We start from the raw sequence: 18,163 nt of genomic DNA, 5'->3' as shown, positions 1-18,163 counted from the left end.
GCGCGTGTTGGCCGGATCGTACTCGGGACCGCGCCCACCCGCGAGGGCCGGGCGCCGGCCGTGCAGGTCCGTGGAGGGGGCTCGCGGGTGCCGGCGGGGCGGGCGGCGGTGGTGCTGCCAGCGGGCGGACGGCGCGCGGGCGCAGGGGCCCCTGGTGCTCCGGGGCTCTGACACCGCACCAATTGTCAGTGGTGACTGGTCTACTGGACGCATGAACGTCGACGACCACCTGGCCACGATCGACCGGCTGTGTCTGCGCGAGTTCCCCGCGCGACCCGGCCGGTCGGACGTGGGGTTCGGGGGGCCCGGGTTCCACATCGCCGACTTAACGGTGAGCGTCGGACTCGGCACGGGCGACGGCGCGGCACGGGAGCGCACAGCGGAGGACTTCGACGCCTGGCGGGAAGCGATCGCCCAGCGGCTGAACGACCGGTGGGGGCAGGGACAGCGCTGGGGGATGCTGACCCTCGGCGTGCGCAGGGCGCGCGGCGAGGAGATACCGCAGCCCTGGGCGCTGCTGGGCGACCTCGTGCACGAGGTGCATCTGTGGCAGGCGGACGGCACCGGGCGGTGGGTCGCCCTGGGAGTGGCCGAGCGCGACGAGACCGACGAGATACGACTCCTCGCGGTCGTCACGGCCATAGACCCGCCCTGACCGACAGTGGCGCGGCACTAGTAGGGCTTGGTCAGGTTCATCCGTGAGTGGCGAGTCTGCCTGCCGGTGGGCGTCGTTGGGGTGGTGTGACACCTGCGGAGATGGCTGCGGTCCGGGAGGACTTGGCAGCCTTCACGGCGGAGTTGTTCGATGGCTTCTTCCGCGCCCGTGATCAGGCCTGCAGTGTGGTCGGCCCGGACCGGAGCGGGGCACACCCAGTCAGAGCTGGCGCGCTCCTCTCATAAGGGGTGAGGCCGTGGCCGTCAGATCTCGTCGGCATGGGTTTCGGTGCGGCTGCCGACGGGCGGCCTGCTGCTGGTCAGCCAGGAACGAGCGGGGCCGGCGGCGGTTTCGGTGTCGACCGTGAGATGGAGTCGGGTGCCGCCGCCCGGGGCCGGGTAGCTGCGCTGCTCGGTGCTGGCGAAGCAGTGGCGCAGGACCTCGGCGACCGCACGGGCGGTCTCGGGGGACGCCGCGACAATGCGGACTTCTGCCCGTCCGTTCGACGGCAGGGCCTCGGTGTCGGTCTTGATCGTTCTCAAGAGGGTGTGGTCCTTTCGGCTGGAGGCGGGGAGCCAGCGGGTGACGGTCTGTGTCATCGAGCGGTGCCCCTGCCTTCCTGGTTCCGGCTGTCCCGCATGCCGCGCCCGATGACGGCCTCGTTGGCCAACAGGACACCCGCCTTGAGGACGCTGCCGGGGATCGCGGCCGCGGCCATCAGCCGGGCTGCGGCAGCGGGCTCGGTCTCCGGCGGGATGACCAAGAGGTCCCAGCGGCCGACGGTGAAGGAGAGCAGGATCAGCTTGTCCGCGTCCTGTTCGGTGAACCATCCGACGTGCACGTTGCGGCCGTCCACAGGCACCTTGTGGGGGATGACGGGCCAGCGGCTGGGGTTCACGGTGACGCGGGTGATGCGGCCCCAGGGTTCGTCGAGGGCGGCCGCCAGCGGCGGAAGCTCGGCGGTCAGGTCGCGGGTGTAGGGCCACCATGCGCCGTCGAGCCGGCCTGCGAGTGTGGTCTTCAGCGTGAGCGACAAACGCACCGGACGCCCTGGGGCAACGTCGCGCGGCGTGGTGCGGTCGAGGATGGTGGTCATGGCGCGGACCTGCCCCCGGGCTGCCCGTCGGCAGCCCGGTGGTTGTTGATCGCCGGGAACGGCACCTGCGTGGAAGCTGGTACTCGAAATGCTCCCGGTCCTTTGACTCTACTCCTGCACGAGGGCCCCCAACCGTTTCGTCACCAGGCACTTTCGGGCGTACGGCTCAGGTTGGCGGCAGCTACGACGATCGGCGGCACGCAAGGTCCGGGGGTGGCGTGAGACCGCGACGGCATGGCGCGGGGCAAAGCGTGCGCCGGCATCGGTGCTGCCCCGGGGCAGTATGCGGCCGCACTACCGAGAGGGGCAGACCGCGCGAGGTTACCCGTCGGCCGTCTGGCAGCGTCCTGGAGAGCGCGTTGGTCACCGCTGCTGCTTCGTACGGGCGGCTGAGGCTTGCCGAGTGTCCGCGCCGGAGCTGACATGTCGCTGGGTCTCCTGGGGGCCGTGCCAGTCCAGGCACATCACGGTGGCGTCGTCTTCGAGCTGGCCGCCGGCCGCGTCCAGGACCGCGGACGTCAGCATCAGCGCCGTCTCCCGTGGGTGCAGATCCCGGGTCCGCTCCAGCAGGGCAGGCAGGTCGACCTTCTCCCCATGACGTTCGAGCATGCCGTCGGTCAGCATGAGCAGACGGTCACCGGGGCGCACATCGATGTCCTGAACGCGGTAGGGGTGGGGCACGTGCTCGGACAGCCCGAAGGGATGGTCCACCTCACAGGTGATCGTCTCCGCAATCCCCTCGCGCATGCGCAGTGGCCAAGGGTGGCCGGCGTTGACGAGCTGGGCCCGCCCGGTGTGGAGGTTGATACGCAGCAACTGACCGGTGGCGTGACCGTGGCTGTGGCCGGCGAGAGCCTGGTCGGCCAGGTGAGCCTGTTCGGCCAGGCCGGCTCCTGCCCGGCGGGCGCCACGCAGAGCGCTCACCAAAACCGTGGCGGCCAGGGCGGCGTCGATGTCGTGGCCCATGGGATCGGTCACCGACAGGTGAAGGGTGTCGCGGTCCAGGGTGTAGTCGAAGGTGTCGCCGCTGAGGTTTTCGGAGGGCTCCAGGCTCCCGCACAGCGTGAACTGTGCAGCCTCGCACGACAGTGACGCAGGCAGCAGCTGGTACTGGATCTCGGCCGCCAGGGTGGGGGGCCTGGAGTGTTTCCCCCAGGTGTAGAGGTCGGTGAAGCGCCCGTTGGCGATCACGACGTAGGCCAGGACGTGAGCGGCTTCCCCGATCGCATCAAGGACGTCCTCGCCGGGGTCAACCGGCAGGAGCAGTTCCAGCAGCCCGATCGCGTCCCCCCGATTCGTGACCGGCACGATCACCCGCTGTCCCCGGTCGGCCGCCTCCTGGTACGGCCGCTGGGTTCGGATCACCTTTTCGTAGACGCTGCCGAAGAGCGGGATCCGCTCCGCTTGCCCCCCTTCCGCGGCACCGGCGGTGGACAGCCGCGCCACCGCTTTCCCCGTCAGGTCCACGATGAGAAAAGAGACCTTTCGGGCCCTGAAACGCCGCCGCAGGTCCTCCGCGACCACATCGACGGCCTCCACCGGCGCTGCCCTCTCCGCTGCCGTCAGCAGCCGGGGAAGTTCACTCCGCCCACCACTCACGATCACGATCCCTTCCACCGGCCCCTGCCACCAGCTTGGGCACCGCCACGGTGAGCGTCAACGCATGCCCGTCACCAAAAGTGAAGACGGTCGATATGAGTCGGTCACAGTGCCCGCCCCAGGCGCAGCCCTCACAGCTGCTCCGGAGCGAAGCTTTACGCGGCTCCGGCCGTATCCGCCCGCTGCTGGGCATGGACGACGAACGCGACAGCGCCACCTTCGACCTCAACTTCATCAACAACGAGGTCTTCTTCGCGAACACCGCCTACGACTACGTGATCATCGAGGACCTGTTCGCCGAGCTCTGCGGCAGGAGGTGTACCGGCGCTCGTCCATCGGACGTCATCGCATCAACGGACAGGACCGGCGCGAACCGGCCCGCAGCGTGGAGCTGATGGGCTGACCTGCGCGGTTCACCTCCCGCTGTCTGGCACGGGCCCCTTCCGGGTCCGGGCCGGCCCGAGCCCGTCGGCTGCGGGCCTGCTGCTTCGGCGGGCTGAGCCTCGTACGTTGCGCGGTGATCCGCTTGCCCCGGAGGGAACGGCACCATACCCTCACGGGCATACCGGCCAGTCGGTATGCCCGTGAGGGTATGGGTACGTCGCGATGAGCATGCCGACGTGGCCGTCGGCCCAATCCACCGAGGGAGCAGCCCGAGATGCGCAGAGTCAACCACCAGGTGCGCCTGGCCGCACGTCCCGTGGGGGAGCCACAGCCCACCGACTGGGCGCACACCGATGAGGCGATCGGTGAGCCGGGCGACGGGGAGTTCCTGGTGCGGGTGCTCTATCTGTCGATCGACCCGGCGATGCGTGGCTGGATGAACGCGGGCAGGTCCTACATCCGCCCGGTGGAGATCGGTGAAGTGATGCGCGCCGGCGCGGTCGGCCAGGTGATCGCCTCCCGGCACTCCGGCTTCGCGGTCGGTGACCATGTGTTGGGGACATTCGGCGTGCAGGAGTACTGCCTGTCGGACGGGCTCGGCGTCACCAAGGTCGACCCCGCGGCGGCCCCCCTGCCGACGTACCTCGGCACACTCGGCATGTCGGGGCTGACGGCCTACTTCGGCCTCATCGACATCGGGCGTCCCGAGCCCGGCCAGACCGTCGTGGTCTCCGGAGCGGCCGGGGCCGTCGGCAGCGTCGTCGGCCAGATCGCCAAGATCCTGGGCTGCCGGGTCATCGGCATCGCCGGTGGCGAGCGCAAGTGCCGACTCGTGGTGGACGAGTTCGGGTTCGACGCCGCGATCGACTACCGGACCGAGGACATCCGCAAGGCGCTGCGCGAGCACGCCCCGGACGGCGTCGACGTGTACTTCGACAACGTCGGCGGCGACGTCCTGGACGCCGTGCTGCTGCGCCTGGCGCGCGGTGCCCGCGTTGTCATCTGCGGAGCCGTCTCCCAGTACAACAGCACCAAGCCACAAGGCCCCGGCAACTACATGTCGCTGCTGGTCAACCGCGCCACCATGACGGGCATGGTGGTGTTCGACTACGCCGACCGGTACTCCGAGGGAATCGCGCAACTGGCCACGTGGCGGGCGGAGGGTCGGCTGAAGTCGCTGGAGGACGTGGTGCCCGGTGGAGTGGCGGCGTTCCCCGAGACCCTGATGCGACTGTTCCGCGGTGAGAACAACGGCAAGCTCGTGCTCAAGGTCGCGGACGCGTAGGGCACAGGGGAGGAGGAAAGCAGTGAAGGCACTGACCTACCACGGCCGCCACGACATCCGCTACGAGGATGTTCCCTACCCGGCCGTTACCAGCCCCACCGACGCGGTCGTCAAGGTCACCACCGCCGGTATCTGCGGCAGCGACCTGCACATCTACCACGGCAACCCGTTCAGCCCGGAAACGGGCTACACACCTGGGCACGAATGCGTCGGTGTGGTCGTCGAGACCGGCGGCCAGGTCACCCGATTCAAGCCCGGCGACCGGGTCCTGGTGCCCGCCTCGGTCGGCTGCGCCCTGTGCCGGTCCTGCGCGGCCGGGTTCACCGCCCGCTGCGAGCGCGCCAAGTCCAGCACCGAACTCTGCTACGGGGTGAGCCCCCAACTGCCGGGCAGCCAGGCCGAAGCCCTGGCAGTGCCCTATGCCGACGTCAACCTGGTGCACCTGCCCGAGGGGATCTCCGACGAGGCCGCCGTCGTCCTGACGGACAACGCCCCCACGGCCTGGTACGGCTGCCGCCGCGCCCGAATCCAGCCCGGCGAGACCGTCCTGGTCGTGGGCCTCGGCCCGGTCGGCCTCATGGCCGCCCAGTCCGCCTTCGCCATGGGCGCTGCCCGTGTCCTCGGTGCGGACCTGGTCTCGGAACGTCGTGCCTTCGCGGCCACCTGGGGTGTCGAGCCGGTCGAGGGCGAGGACGCACGCATGGCCATACGCGAGATGACAGGCGGGCGTGGACCGGACGCCGTGGTGGAGGCCGTGGGTTCGGACGCGACGATCGAGCTCGCCCTCAAGGCCGTCCGCCAGGCCGGCCGGGTCAGCGTCATCGGGGTCAGCCAGAGCAACGCGTTTCCCTTCCACATGGGACTGGCCCAGGTCAAGGAGTTGGAGTTCGCCATCGGTCTCTGTTCGGTCCACTATGAACTGCCTCCCCTGATCGCTCTCGCCCGGGCCGGCCGGATAAAGCCAGAGGCCGTGGTCTCGCACCGTTTCGCCCTCTCCGAGGGCCCCACGGCTTATGAGCTGTTCGCCGACCGCGCCGACGGCGTTCGCAAGATCCTTCTCGACCCCGCCCGCTGACCTGGCTCCTCGGGCCCGTCTCATCGGATCCCCATCAGAAGATCTCAGGGCCCGATGAGGGAGTTCGCGGCCGACCAGCTCCTGGACGCTCAGCCGGCACCGTCGGAATCCGGTGCCGGTCCGGTGCCGACTCTCGGGGCCCGGGCCGGGCAACACAGCAGCTCCGGTGAGCTGGCGCAGGCTGCCACGCGGCGAGCATGTGATCACCGAGCTCCACCCGGCCCCGCGTGCCGTCGGCCAAGTGCTGGTGCCGGGAACTCCTGGCGCACATCGAACCGGGCTTTCTCGAGGGCCGCCGCGACGACGGCGGAGTCCATGCTCTTCGCGCGGCGGCGCACGACTCGCCGGCCGATGCGGGCACGCGGTATCAAAGGAGCGAGTAACTCCCACTCGCGGTCGGTGAGTTCATGGCGGCGTATCACACCCACCATGATCCATCACGAGGTGATCTTTGCAGACGGACCCCGGTCCCGCGCGGCGTGCCTCAGCCGTGCGAACTCCTCCGCCATCGTCGCCGCCGTCCAGTGCGCGTTGAGCCCACTCGGATTGGGCAGCACCCAGACGCGGCTGGAGCCGAGCGTCCGCTCCTGCGGGCCGACACGGGCCGTGCGGTCGTCGAAGGCCGCCCGGTACGCGGTCACCCCGACCACGGCCAGGAACTTCGGCCGCAGCCGCTCCACCTTGGCGCGGAGAATCCGTCCGCCCTCGCGGTACTCCTCTGCGGTCAGCTCGTCGGCCCGCGCGGTCGCCCGCGCCACCACGTTCGTGATCCCGAGCCCGTACGACAGCAACTCGGCCTGCTCGGACGGCTTCAGCAGTCGCGGGGTGAATCCCGACAGATGCAGCACGGGCCAGAAGCGGTTGCCGGGGCGGGCGAAGTGATGGCCCGTCGCCGCCGTCATCAGCCCCGGGTTGATACCGCAGAAGAGGACGTCGAGGCCGTCCGCGACCACGTCCGGCACCAGACGGTCGCGGGCGGCCTCCAGGTCCGCCGGGGTGAACCGGGTCAGAGGATCGCCCCCGGGGTGTACCCGGCGGCCTCCGGGCGCTGCTTCACGATCTCCTCGATGCGGCCGACGACCGAGGTGACCTGGTCGGAGGCGGCGCCCGTGAAGGACAGCTTGTCCGCCATCAGAGCGTCGAGCTCGGCGCGGTCCAGCGGGATGCGCTCGTCGGCGGCCAGGCGGTCGAGCAGCTCGTTGCGCTCGGCGCCCTGCTCGCGCATCGCGAGGGCGCAGGCGACGGCGTTCTCCTTGATCGCCTCGTGCGCGACCTCGCGGCCCACGCCTGCGCGCACCGAGGCCATCAGCACCTTGGTGGTGGCGAGGAACGGCAGGTAGCGGTCCAGCTCGCGCGCGACCACCGCCGGGAAGGCGCCGAACTCGTCGAGCACCGTGAGGAACGTCTCCAGCAGCCCGTCCAGCGCGAAGAACGCGTCCGGCAGCGCGACCCGGCGCACCACCGAGCAGGACACGTCGCCCTCGTTCCACTGGTCGCCCGCCAGCTCGCCGGTCATCGAGGCGTAGCCGCGCAGGATCACCATCAGGCCGTTGACGCGCTCGCAGGAGCGGGTGTTCATCTTGTGCGGCATCGCCGAGGAGCCGACCTGCCCCGGCTTGAAGCCCTCGGTCACCAGCTCGTGCCCGGCCATCAGCCGGATCGTCTTCGCCAGCGACGACGGCGCGGCCGCGAGCTGCACCAGCGCGGTGACGACCTCGTAGTCGAGGGAGCGCGGGTAGACCTGGCCGACGGAGGTGAAGGCCTGGGAGAAGCCGAGGTGCCCGGCGATCCGGTGCTCCAGCTCGGCGAGCTTGCCCGCGTCGCCGCCCAGCAGGTCCAGCATGTCCTGCGCCGTACCGACGGGGCCCTTGATGCCGCGCAGCGGGTAGCGGCCGAGCAGCTCCTCGACGCGGCCGTAGGCGACGAGCAGCTCGTCGGCGGCCGTGGCGAAACGCTTGCCGAGGGTGGTGGCCTGCGCGGCCACGTTGTGCGAGCGGCCGGCCATGACCAGCTCGCCGTACTCGCCCGCCAGCTTGGCGAGGCGCGCCAGGACGGCCACCGTGCGGTCGCGCATCAGCTCCAGGGAGAGCCGGATCTGCAGCTGCTCGACGTTCTCGGTCAGGTCGCGGGAGGTCATGCCCTTGTGGACCTGCTCGTGCCCGGCCAGCGCGTTGAACTCCTCGATCCGCGCCTTCACGTCGTGCCGGGTGACCTTCTCGCGCTCCGCGATCGAGGCGAGGTCGACCTGGTCGAGGACGCGCTCGTAGTCGGCGATCGCCTCGTCCGGCACCTCGATCCCGAGGTCCTTCTGGGCCCGCAGCACGGCGAGCCAGAGCTGCCGCTCCAGCCTCACCTTCTGCTCGGGGGACCAGAGCGTGGCCAGCTCGACGGAGGCGTAGCGTCCGGCGAGGACGTTCGGGATACGGGGCTTTGCGGGCGCAGCAGTCACGTGTACGGATTCTACTGGCGATTCCTGCAGGCCAGATCCACGGGCCGGTTCGGCGGAACCTACGAGACGGCCGTCACGGAAGGGCTACCTCTTCTTGTCCGCGACCTTCTTGTCCGCGACCTCGGCCAGGATGTCCCCGTGGCACAGCTCGGGTGCGCACCAGCACGCGAGGGTCTTGCCACGCAGTTCGGGGACCAGGGCCAGCAGGTCCGGACGGCCCATGAGGTGGTCCCGGTACTTGGCCATCACCTCCTCCCGCGTCCCGTCGTGCTTCTTCTTGGGCGTGTCGATCTGGAAGGGGTTGTACAGCGGGTGCTGGGGGAGGTCCCAGCCGCCCCGGGTGAGGCGGCGGCCGACGTAGACGACGTTCCTGGGCGCGTGTTCCAGCCGGGGACCGTACTCCTGAAGGCGGCCCTTGAGGTTGATCACCTTGGTGGTCACGCGCCACTCCCTCCGGTGCGGTCCGTACTCCTACACGGCCGGGCCCTCGTACGGCAGCAGGTCCGGACGCTTGGCCGGGCGGCCGTCGCCCGATGAGCGGCCGGTCAGCCGCCGCCCTATCCACGGCAGCAGATGCTGCCGGGTGAACCGGACGTCCGCGGTCCGGCGGGCGAGCCAGGTCGGCGGCGCGGTCGGCGGCAGCGGTGTGCGCCACTCCGTATCCTCCGCCTCGTACCCGAGCGTCTGCCACACGGCTTCCGCCACCCGGCGGTGCCCCTCGGCCGTCAGGTGCAGCCGGTCCACGTCCCACAGGCGCGGGTCGGCGAGCGACGGTGCGCCGTACAGGTCGACGACGAGCGCGCCGTGCCGCGCGGCCAGGTCGTCGACGCAGGCGAACAGCTCCTCCATACGGGGCCGGAAGCGCTCGAGGACGGGGCCCTGCCGGCCGGGGCTGCGCATCAGGACGAGCTGTTTGCACGACGGGGCGAGCCGCTCCACGGCTTCCGTCAGCAGCGCCCGTACGCGCCCCATGTCGCACTTGGGCCGCAGTGTGTCGTTCAGCCCGCCGACCAGCGTGACCACGTCGGCCCCCATCGCCGCGGCGAGGTCCACCTGCTCGTCGACGATCTGAGCGATCAGCTTGCCGCGCACAGCGAGGTTGGCATACCGGAATCCGGGGGTCCGTGCGGCCATCCGGCCCGCGAGGACATCGGCCCAGCCGCGGTAGGAGCCGTCGGGCAACAGGTCCGACATGCCCTCGGTGAAGGAGTCGCCGACGGCGACCAGGCTGGAGTAGGTGGGGTTCGTCTGCATGGCGCCGTAGATGCTATCCCGGCCGTCCCCATTCCATACCCACCGGTCGGTCAGCCTGCGCAGGACCGCTCGTCGCAGGCTCGCCCGCCGCCTCGGCGCAGGGCGGCGGCGAAGCCCTTGCGGTGCCCGGGGGGTTCCCGTGCCGCTCGCGACGGACGCCGCGGCGTCAGGCCGGTCGGTCGACGGGGTGCCCGGGCGTCAGGCCGGCTGGCCGAACAGCTGGCGCAGCACGTCCTCCATCGTCATCAGGCCCGCGAGGCGGCCGTCCGTGCCCAGGACCGCGGCCAGGTGGGTGCGGCTGCGGCGCATGGCCGTGAGGACGTCGTCCAGCGGGGTGGTCTCGCGCACCCGGGCGATCGGCCGCATGTCCCGCAGCCGGAACGGCACGTCCCGTGGTGAGGCGTCCAGGGCGTCCTTGACGTGGAGATAGCCGACGATCCGTCGGCCCTCGTCCACCACCGGAAAGCGCGAGAAGCCGGACTGGGCCGACAACTGCTCCAGTTGTTCCGGAGTGACGCCCACGCGCGCGTACACCACGTGCTCCAGTGGCACCACCACGTCCCGTACGGGCCGTCGGCCGAGGACCAGCGCGTCGTGCAGCCTCTCCTGCGCACGGTCGTCGATGAGCCCCGCCGCGCTGGAGTCCTTGACGAGCCGCACCAGTTCGTCGTCCGAGAACGTGGCCGCGACCTCGTCCCGCGTCTGCACCCGCAGCAGCCGCAGCAGCGCGTTCGCGAACGCGTTCACGGCGAAGATGACCGGGCGCAGCGCCCGGGACATGCCCACCAGCGGGGGGCCGAGCAGCAGCGCCAGCCGCACCGGCTCCGCCAGCGCGATGTTCTTCGGCACCATCTCGCCGAGCAGCATGTGCAGATACGTGGCCAGCGCCAGCGCGATCACGAACGACACGGCACGCCCCGCGCTCTCGGGCACACCCGCCGCGTGGAACACCGGCTCCAGCAGATGCTCGATCGCCGGCTCGGCGACCACACCGAGGACCAGGGTGCACAGGGTGATGCCCAGCTGTGCCGCGGCGAGCAGCGCCGACACGTGCTCCAGCCCCCACAGCACGCTGCGCGCCCGTCGTTCGCCCGCCTCGGCGCGCGGCTCCACCTGGCTGCGCCGCACGGAGATCAACGCGAACTCGGCGCCCACGAAGAACGCGTTCGCGACCAGCGTCAACAGACCGATCAGCAACTGGACGACGGTCACCGTTCCCCCTCCTCAAGGGTGCGCGGCGCGTGCATGAGGACCCGCGCGGCCCTGTGGCCCGATGCGTCCACCACGTCCAGCCGCCAGCCGGCCACCTCGATTCGGTCGCCCTTGACCGGTATGCGGCCCAGTTCCGTGGCGATGAGTCCGGCCAGCGTCTCGTACGGCCCCTCCGGAACCCGGAGCCCCACGCGCGCGAGCTGGTCGACGCGGGCCGAGCCGTCGGCCGAGTACAGGGCCCGGCCGACGGCGTCGAGCCCGGCCGACGCCAGGTCGGGCGTCTCGTGCGGGTCGTGCTCGTCGCGCACCTCGCCGACGACCTCCTCGACGATGTCCTCCAGCGTGGCGACCCCGGCGGTGCCGCCGTACTCGTCGATGACCACGGCGATGGTGTTCTTGCCGGAGAGCCGGTCCAGCAGCCGGTCGACGGTGAGGGATTCGGGAACGAACAGCGGTTCGCGTATCAACTGTGCGACGGACCGCAGCGGCCGCTCCTCGGCGGGCACGGTGAGGACGTCCTTGATGTGGGCGGTGCCGATGACCGAGTCCAGGCTGCCGCGGTAGACGGGGAACCGTGACAGGCCCGTCGCGCGCGTCGCGTTCGCCACGTCCTCGCAGGTCGCCTGCGCGTCCAGGGCGACGACCTGGACGCGCGGGGTCATCACGTTCTCCGCGGTCAGGTCGGCGAGGTTCAGGGTACGGACGAACAGCTCCGCGGTGTCCGCCTCCAGAGCGCCCTCTCTCGCGGAGTGCCGGGCGAGCGCCACCAGTTCCTGGGGCCCGCGCGCGGAGGCCAGCTCCTCGGCCGGCTCGAGGCCGAAGCGGCGCACCACACGGTTGGCCGTTTCGTTCAGATGCGTGATGAAGGGGCGGAACGCGCGGCTGAACCAGCGCTGCGGCCCGCCCACGCGCTTGGCCACGGCCAGCGGCGAGGAGATCGCCCAGTTCTTCGGCACCAGCTCGCCGACCACCATCAGGAACACCGTCGACAGGGCGGTGCCGATGACCAGGGCCACGGACGGGGCCGCCGAGCGGGGCACGCCCAGTGCCTCGAGGGGGCCCGCGATCAGCTTGGCGATCGACGGTTCGGAGAGCATGCCGACCACCAGGTTGGTGACCGTGATCCCGAGCTGCGCGCCGGAGAGCTGGAACGTCAGGCTCCGTACGGCCTTGAGGGCGCCTGCCGCACCGCGCTCACCGCGCTGTGCGGCATGCTCCAGCTCGCTGCGCTCGACCGTGGTGAGGGAGAACTCCGCCGCGACGAAGACACCGCAGGCCACCGAGAGCAGCACCGCCACCAGCAGGAGCAGCACTTCGGTCATCGGGTCACCTCCGTCCCAGGATCGGCCAGGGGCGCGGCGACCGCGCGATCTCGGGTACTACTGGGAGGCTCGCCCATGGACGGACGCTCACACCTTTCATGGTGGGACGGGTTCACCCCGACAGGGGGACAGCTTGGCCCCTCTATGGTAAAGGATCGGCAAAGTAGCTCCTGTGGCTCAGTCGGTGAGCGGCTTGACCCACCTCCGCCAGTGCTCCTCGGGCGCGTACCCGGCCGCCCGCCACGCAGGGTGCGCGGTCTCGTTGCGCTGCAGCACCATCGCGTCCCCGCGGCGCCCCCCGAGCCGCACGAACCGCTCCTCCGCCGCGGACAGCAGCGCCGAACCGATGCCCTGCCGCCGTCGCTCCGGAAGCACCGCCAGTCGGTACAGGTGGCAGCGCCAGCCGTCGAAGCCCGCGATCACCGTGCCGACCAGCCGGCCGTCCTCCTCCGCGAGGATCAGGGCCTCCGGGTCGCGATCGACGAGCCGCCGCACCCCGTCCCGGTCGTCGCTGATGCTCGTGCCCTCCGCGGCCACCTTCCAGAAGGCCAGCACGGTGTCCAGGTCCTCGGGCCCGGCGGCCCGCATTCGAAGATCACTCATGCGGTGATCCGATCACGCCGCCGACAACCAGATCCGGGAATTCCGGCATCCGGACGGAAGGGGACACGGGACAGAGGGCGCGGGCCGCCCCCCGAACGGCTACGCGCCGCGCAGCGCCTCGATGACCGGTGCGAACGCCTCCATTGACGGCTCCAGGACGGTCAGGTACGTGAAGCCGTACCGTTCGCGCTGCGCACGCACCTGCTCGACGATCTGCTCCAGTGTGCCGATCAGGAAGATGGGCAGTTCCAGGGCCTGTTCCGACGTCAGGTTCGGCAGGTGCTCCAGCAGGGGGCGCACGGCGGCCTCGCGGTCCTCGGTGACGACGACCCTCTGGACGAGCACGTTCAGCTCGGCGGGCTCGCCGCGGTCCGCCGCGAGCCTGCGGTACAGGCCCACACGCTCGTCGAGCTGCTCGGCCGTGATCGGCTCCAGCTGTCCCGTCGTGCTCCCCGGCACCGAGCGCGCCCCCGTGAAGGCGGCGATGTCGGCGTGCTCGGCGGTGAGCTTCAGCATCCGGTCGCCGTTGGCACCGATCAGCAGCGGCACCCGCGGTCGCTGTACGGGCCGCGGCCGGTGGTCCTCGGAGCCCAGCAGCCGGTCCAACTCCTCCACCGTGCGTCGCAGATGGTCCACGCGCTCACGCGGCGAGCCGTACGGAAGTCCCGCCTGCTCGTGCTCCGCCCGGACGTAGCCGGTGCCGAGCCCCAGTTCCAGCCGGCCACCGGTCAGCGCGTCCGTGGTCGCCACCTCGCGGGCCAGCAGCGCCGGGTTCCAGAAGCCGGCGTTGAGCACGAACGTGCCCACCCGGGGACGCTCGGTCGCCTCCGCCGCCGCGACCAGCGCCGGGAACGGAGCCGGCCAGCCGAGGTGGTCCGGGACGAGGATGACGTCGTAGCCGATTTCCTCCGCCCGCCGGCACTTGGCGCGCCACTCCGCGGCCGGTGCGGGTTCGAGCATGTTGACGCCGAAACGGAACGGACGCGGCATGAACTCTCCTCGTATCGGAGCGACTTGAGTACCCACGCGATTCCATCACTCGTGCGCGATCGCCGCCAGCACATTCATGCGCGATGCACGCAACGCCGGCAGCAGCGCCGCCACCACCCCCACGACCGCCGAACCCACCATGACGGCGACGATGGTGCCCCACGGGATCGCCAGCGCTTTCATGCCCTGCAGCGCCAGTACCCGCTGTGTGCACAGACCCCACACGATCCCCAGTGCCAGCCCGAGGACGGCGCCGAACACCGCGATCACCACCGACTCCAGCCGGATCATGCGCCGCAACTGCCTGCGGGCCAGCCCGATCGCGCGCAGCAGGCCGATCTCCCGGGTGCGCTCGACGACGGACAGGGCCAGGGTGTTGACGACCCCGAGCACCGCGATGACGATCGCGAGGCCCAGCAGCGCGTAGACCAGGTAGAGCAGCACCGCGATCTGGTTGTGCACCAGCTTCTTGTAGTCGGCCTGGTCGCGGGCCTGGACCTGCGGGTAGGGGGCGAGGGCCTTCTCCAGCCGGGCGCGCAACCGGTCCTTGGAGGTGCCGGGTGCCGCGTTCACGAAGAGCGCCGTGTCCTGCCCCTGCGGCACGTACCTCTGGAGCGTCCCCATGCCGAAGAACAGCCCGCCCCGCGTACTGAAGTTGTTCGAACCGGCCTGGTTGGTGAGCGCGCCCACCCTCAGATCGGTGCGGCGCTCGTCCGGGAACCGGACCGGGAGCGTGGCGCCGAGGCGGACGCCGTGGTCCTTCGCGAACGCCGCGTCCATGGCGAGGGCGCCGTCCGCGAGCGCGGTGGCCGAGTCGCCCCGGACGTAGGTGAGGTGGGCCACCTCGTCGAGTCGCGAGTCGAAGGCCGTGGCCGAGGTCTCGATCCGGGTGCCGTCCGGCAGCACGACCGCCACGGGCGTGTACCGCTGCCGTACGACGAGCCCGGCACCCACCGTGGCACGGACCCGGTCGGTGATCTCCTGGGGGAAGGGCTCAGGGGTCCCCGATCTGCTCTGCACGACGAAGTCCGCGCCCAGCGTCTTGTCGATCTGCTGGTCGAACGACCTGGACATGGACGTGCTCGCCACCGACATCCCGGCCACCAGCGCGAGCCCGACCATGAGGGCGGAGGCGGTGGCCCCGGTGCGGCGCGGATTGCGCAGGGCGTTGCGCTGGCTCATCCGGCCGATCGAGCCGAACAGGGCGGGAAACGCGGCCCCCAGCACCCCGACCAGCGGACGCACCAGCAGCGGGCCCGCGATCACGGTCGCGACGAGCGTGAGCACGACACCGATGCCGAGCAGCGTGGTGGCCGGCGCGGTCCTGGTGGCCCGGGCGCAGCCCGCCAGCGCGGCCAGGCCGAGCGCGCCGACGACCGCCCCCACCACCGCGCGCAGCGTCAACGGCCGGCCCGCACCGGCGACCTCGGCGTCCACGAGAGCCGCCATGGGGGAGACGCGGGCCGCGCGCCGGGCCGGCAGGTAGGCGGCGACGAAGGTGACGCCGACCCCGACCGCGTAGGCGGCGACCGGAGTGACCCAGCCGATCACCATCTCGGTGGACCTGATGTTCATGCCGAACACGCTCATCAGCCGGATCAGCCCGGCCGCGAGCCCGATCCCCGCGGCCAGCCCCAGCGTCGAGCCGACCAGGCCCAGCAGCAGCGCCTCGGTCAGCACGGACCGGCGCACCTGCCGCCGCTCGGCGCCCAGGGCGCGCAGCAGCCCCAGCTCGCGGGTGCGCTGGGCGATCAGCATCGAGAACGTGTTGACGATGAGGAAGACGCCCACGAGCACGGCGATCCCGGCGAAGCCCACCATCACGTACTTGATCACGTCGAGGAAGGCGCCGAGCCGGTCCGTGTCGGACTTGGCCTGTTCGGCGGCGGTCCTCAGGTCGTACGAGGTCGGGCCGATCGCGTCGGCGATCCGCTGCCTGAGCCGTGCGTCGCTCACACCCGGTGCCGCGTCGACGGAGATGCTCGTGGCCACGTCCGGGTGGCCCAGCAGCCTGGTCTGCGCCGTCGGGGTGTCCAGGAAGACAAGGGCCGCGCCCGGGTTGGTGGTGGTGAAGGTGGCGATGCCCGCCACACGCACCTTGAACGAGCCGGGACGGGCGACCACCGTCAGCGTGTCGCCGATCCGCACGTGCTTGTGCCGGGCGGTGTCCGCGTCCAGCAGCGCCTCGCCGGGCCCCTGCGGGGCGTGCCCGGACGTGAGCCGGACCGGGCTGTGCTTGGTGACGGACCAGTTCCTGGCGATGGTGGGGGCGCCGGTGGTCGGACCCACCGGATCGTTCCGGCGGTCGACGACCGTGATGTCCTGGACGGCGACGTCGGCATGCGCGGCGGCGACGCCGTCCACCCGGGCCACCCGGGCGGCCAGCGAGGCCGGAAGGGTCGGCGTCGCCCCGGACGGGATCCGGGACGGCAGGTCCTGGCGGGGGCTCACGGTCACGTCGGCCGCCGTGGAGGCGAAGAGCCGGTCGAAGGTCCGGGAGACCGTGTCCGAGAAGATCAGGCTGCCCGCGACGAACGCCACCGACAGCAGCACGGCCAGCGCGGAGAGGGCGAGCCGTCCCTTGTGCGCGAGGAAGCTGCGCAGCGTCGCCTTCAGCATGGTCGCACCGGTCCGACGTCCTCAGTTCTCGCGGCCGGACGCACCGTCGAAGACCGCCCGGACCGTGTCGAAACGCTTCATGCGCTCGAGCACGGCCTCGGCCGTCGGCCGCTCCATCTCGTCCACGATCCGCCCGTCCGCCAGGAACAGCACCAGATCGGAGTGCGCCGCCGCGCCCGGGTCGTGGGTGACCATGACGACGGTCTGCCCCAGTTCGTCCACGGCCCTGCGCAGGAACCCCAGCACCTCGAGCCCCGCCCGGGAGTCGAGGTTGCCCGTCGGCTCGTCCGCGAAGATCAGCTCCGGGCGGGAGGCGAGCGCCCGGGCGCAGGCGACGCGCTGCTGCTGCCCGCCGGACAACTGGGAGGGCCGGTGCCCGAGCCGGTCCCGCAGCCCCAGCGTGTCGATCACCTGGTCGAGCCACTGCGGGTCGGGCTTCCTGCCCGCGATGTCCATGGGCAGCGTGATGTTCTCGGCGGCGTTCAGCGTCGGGATCAGATTGAAGGACTGGAACATAAAACCGATCCGGTCCCGGCGCAGCCGGGTCAGCTCGCGGTCCTTCAGGCCCGTGATCTCGGTGTCGCCGAGCCACACCTGGCCCGCCGACACGGTGTCGAGGCCCGCCAGGCAGTGCATCAGCGTGGACTTCCCGGAACCGGAGGGGCCCATCACCGCGGTGAAGCGGCCGCGCGCGATGTCCACGTCGACCGAGTCCAGGGCGAGCACCGCCGTCTCGCCCGAGCCGTACGCCTTCGTCAGGCCCCGGGCGCGGGCGGCGGTCCCGTCCGCCTCCGCGTGGCCCGGGGCGTGCTCCGCTGCCGCAGTGGACAAGACGGCCTCCTTCGTCGTGGACGTCCCGACGTTCTGGTCTTCCCCGTCCCGGCCGAGCGTAATGTGATGCACCGCACACCGGGTATCCCCCCAGGCCGGGCCGGGCTCCCGGGTCGCCCTCTTGCCGGTGCTAGCAACCCGGCGCTAGCGTCGAGGTATGGCGAAGACCCAGCTGAACGTGAGGGTGGACGAGGACACCGCCCGAGCCGCCCGCGAACGTGCCCTGGAGCGCGGTATGAGCGTCAACCGGTACATCGAAGAGCTGGTGCGACAGGACACCGGGGAGGCCGGCCACACGTTCGTCGAGGCCGCCGCCGACTTCATGAAGCAGTACGAGTCCGTCTTCGCCGAGGAGTTCGGCACCGGCGGCGAGGGCTCGACCCAGCATCCCGGCGAAGGTCGTCGCTGACCGTTGAGCAACCTCAGAATCGACCTCGCCTGGCTGCTGATGGTCGCCGAACAGAAGACGCCCGGAGATCCCCAGGTCACGGACTGGGGCGCGCTCGTCGCCGCGGTCAGCCGGCACGACGCGGAGATATTCGGCGTCGCCGTCTACGACACCCCGTACGCCCGCGCGGCCGCCCTGCTCCAGCTGCTGCTGCACGTTCCGGCGCTGGAACGCTCCAACGCGCTGTTCGCGTCCGCGGTCGCCTACGCCTATCTCGTCGCCAGCGGCGTCAAGGTCGTCACCTCACCGGAACAGGTGCGGGACCTCGCCCGGCTGGTCAAGAGCGGGGACGCCTCCGTGCACGACATCGCGCAGGAGCTGCGCCAGTGGAGCCTGTGACG

At 71.1% G+C, this 18,163-nt stretch carries 19 protein-coding genes; 6 read left to right on the top strand and 13 right to left on the bottom strand.

The window, feature by feature from the left end; translation table 11 throughout:
• Positions 1-211 precede the first annotated feature (211 nt).
• Entirely contained in the window at positions 212-655 is a 444-nt protein-coding gene (locus SY2F82_RS29100; protein ID WP_200422122.1) for a hypothetical protein, read from the top strand.
• A gap of 263 nt (positions 656-918) precedes the next feature.
• Here the strand turns inward: SY2F82_RS29100 and SY2F82_RS29095 are convergent, their stop codons facing one another.
• From SY2F82_RS29095 to SY2F82_RS29085, 3 genes are all read right to left on the bottom strand, one after another.
• On the bottom strand, positions 919-1,188 hold the full coding sequence (locus SY2F82_RS29095) for a hypothetical protein (RefSeq protein ID WP_200422168.1): 270 nt from the start codon (positions 1,186-1,188) through the stop codon (positions 919-921).
• 62 nt (positions 1,189-1,250) lie between these two features.
• Positions 1,251-1,751, bottom strand: coding sequence for a DUF5994 family protein (locus SY2F82_RS29090; protein WP_200422121.1), 501 nt, complete (start codon positions 1,749-1,751; stop codon positions 1,251-1,253).
• A gap of 363 nt (positions 1,752-2,114) precedes the next feature.
• Entirely contained in the window at positions 2,115-3,350 is a 1,236-nt protein-coding gene (locus SY2F82_RS29085) for a PP2C family protein-serine/threonine phosphatase (RefSeq protein ID WP_236041850.1), read from the bottom strand.
• Positions 3,351-3,541: 191 nt separating this feature from the next.
• Here SY2F82_RS29085 and SY2F82_RS39190 point away from each other — a divergent pair, with 191 nt between their 5' ends.
• The 3 genes from SY2F82_RS39190 to SY2F82_RS29070 all read left to right on the top strand — a co-directional run bounded on the left by SY2F82_RS39190 (position 3,542) and on the right by SY2F82_RS29070 (position 6,094).
• On the top strand, positions 3,542-3,745 hold the full coding sequence (locus tag SY2F82_RS39190) for a hypothetical protein (protein ID WP_236041849.1): 204 nt from the start codon (positions 3,542-3,544) through the stop codon (positions 3,743-3,745).
• Positions 3,746-4,008: 263 nt separating this feature from the next.
• Positions 4,009-5,019, top strand: coding sequence for an NADP-dependent oxidoreductase (locus tag SY2F82_RS29075; RefSeq protein WP_200422120.1), 1,011 nt, complete (start codon positions 4,009-4,011; stop codon positions 5,017-5,019).
• 22 nt (positions 5,020-5,041) lie between these two features.
• Positions 5,042-6,094 carry an alcohol dehydrogenase catalytic domain-containing protein gene (locus SY2F82_RS29070; RefSeq protein ID WP_200422119.1) on the top strand — a complete coding sequence of 351 codons (1,053 nt, stop codon included), beginning with the start codon at positions 5,042-5,044 and terminating at the stop codon, positions 6,092-6,094.
• Between the two features lie 437 nt (positions 6,095-6,531).
• Here SY2F82_RS29070 and mug read toward each other — a convergent pair whose 3' ends face one another.
• From mug to SY2F82_RS29020, 10 genes are all read right to left on the bottom strand, one after another.
• Positions 6,532-7,104 (bottom strand): G/U mismatch-specific DNA glycosylase, encoded by a 573-nt coding sequence (gene mug, locus SY2F82_RS29065; RefSeq protein WP_200422166.1) that lies wholly within the window; start codon positions 7,102-7,104, stop codon positions 6,532-6,534.
• A complete protein-coding gene (gene purB / locus SY2F82_RS29060; protein WP_200422118.1) occupies positions 7,101-8,543 on the bottom strand; it encodes an adenylosuccinate lyase in 1,443 nt (480 codons plus the stop codon). The genes mug and purB overlap by 4 nt, the downstream gene beginning before the upstream one ends.
• An 84-nt stretch (positions 8,544-8,627) precedes the next feature.
• Entirely contained in the window at positions 8,628-8,984 is a 357-nt protein-coding gene (locus SY2F82_RS29055) for a DUF4326 domain-containing protein (RefSeq protein WP_200422117.1), read from the bottom strand.
• 30 nt (positions 8,985-9,014) lie between these two features.
• Positions 9,015-9,797 carry an SGNH/GDSL hydrolase family protein gene (locus SY2F82_RS29050; protein ID WP_200422116.1) on the bottom strand — a complete coding sequence of 261 codons (783 nt, stop codon included), beginning with the start codon at positions 9,795-9,797 and terminating at the stop codon, positions 9,015-9,017.
• A gap of 198 nt (positions 9,798-9,995) precedes the next feature.
• On the bottom strand, positions 9,996-11,009 hold the full coding sequence (locus tag SY2F82_RS29045; RefSeq protein ID WP_200422115.1) for a hemolysin family protein: 1,014 nt from the start codon (positions 11,007-11,009) through the stop codon (positions 9,996-9,998).
• Entirely contained in the window at positions 11,006-12,331 is a 1,326-nt protein-coding gene (locus SY2F82_RS29040; protein WP_200422114.1) for a hemolysin family protein, read from the bottom strand. Before SY2F82_RS29040 ends, SY2F82_RS29045 begins: the two co-directional genes overlap by 4 nt.
• A gap of 177 nt (positions 12,332-12,508) precedes the next feature.
• Positions 12,509-12,934: a GNAT family N-acetyltransferase gene (locus SY2F82_RS29035; RefSeq protein WP_200422113.1), complete on the bottom strand. Its 426-nt coding sequence runs from the start codon at positions 12,932-12,934 to the stop codon at positions 12,509-12,511.
• 99 nt (positions 12,935-13,033) lie between these two features.
• Positions 13,034-13,924 carry an LLM class F420-dependent oxidoreductase gene (locus tag SY2F82_RS29030; protein WP_200422112.1) on the bottom strand — a complete coding sequence of 297 codons (891 nt, stop codon included), beginning with the start codon at positions 13,922-13,924 and terminating at the stop codon, positions 13,034-13,036.
• A 45-nt stretch (positions 13,925-13,969) separates the two neighbouring features.
• On the bottom strand, positions 13,970-16,543 hold the full coding sequence (locus tag SY2F82_RS29025) for an ABC transporter permease (protein WP_200422111.1): 2,574 nt from the start codon (positions 16,541-16,543) through the stop codon (positions 13,970-13,972).
• Between the two features lie 21 nt (positions 16,544-16,564).
• Complete coding sequence (locus SY2F82_RS29020) at positions 16,565-17,374, bottom strand: ABC transporter ATP-binding protein (protein ID WP_200422110.1); 810 nt, start codon at positions 17,372-17,374, stop codon at positions 16,565-16,567.
• A 157-nt stretch (positions 17,375-17,531) separates the two neighbouring features.
• On the opposite strand from SY2F82_RS29020, the gene SY2F82_RS29015 reads away from it, so the two are divergent.
• Positions 17,532-17,783: a toxin-antitoxin system HicB family antitoxin gene (locus SY2F82_RS29015; RefSeq protein WP_200422109.1), complete on the top strand. Its 252-nt coding sequence runs from the start codon at positions 17,532-17,534 to the stop codon at positions 17,781-17,783.
• A 3-nt stretch (positions 17,784-17,786) separates the two neighbouring features.
• The gene (locus SY2F82_RS29010) at positions 17,787-18,161 is read left to right on the top strand and encodes a fic family toxin-antitoxin system, toxin component (RefSeq protein ID WP_200422108.1); all 375 of its coding nucleotides are present in this window, start codon (positions 17,787-17,789) and stop codon (positions 18,159-18,161) included.
• Positions 18,162-18,163 lie beyond the last annotated feature (2 nt).

The organism is Streptomyces sp. Y2F8-2 (assembly GCF_014905555.1).
Lineage (GTDB): Bacteria > Actinomycetota > Actinomycetes > Streptomycetales > Streptomycetaceae > Streptomyces > Streptomyces cynarae.
The sequence above is the reverse complement of the archived record's forward strand: the minus strand, read 5'-3'. Positions and strand labels throughout refer to the sequence as shown.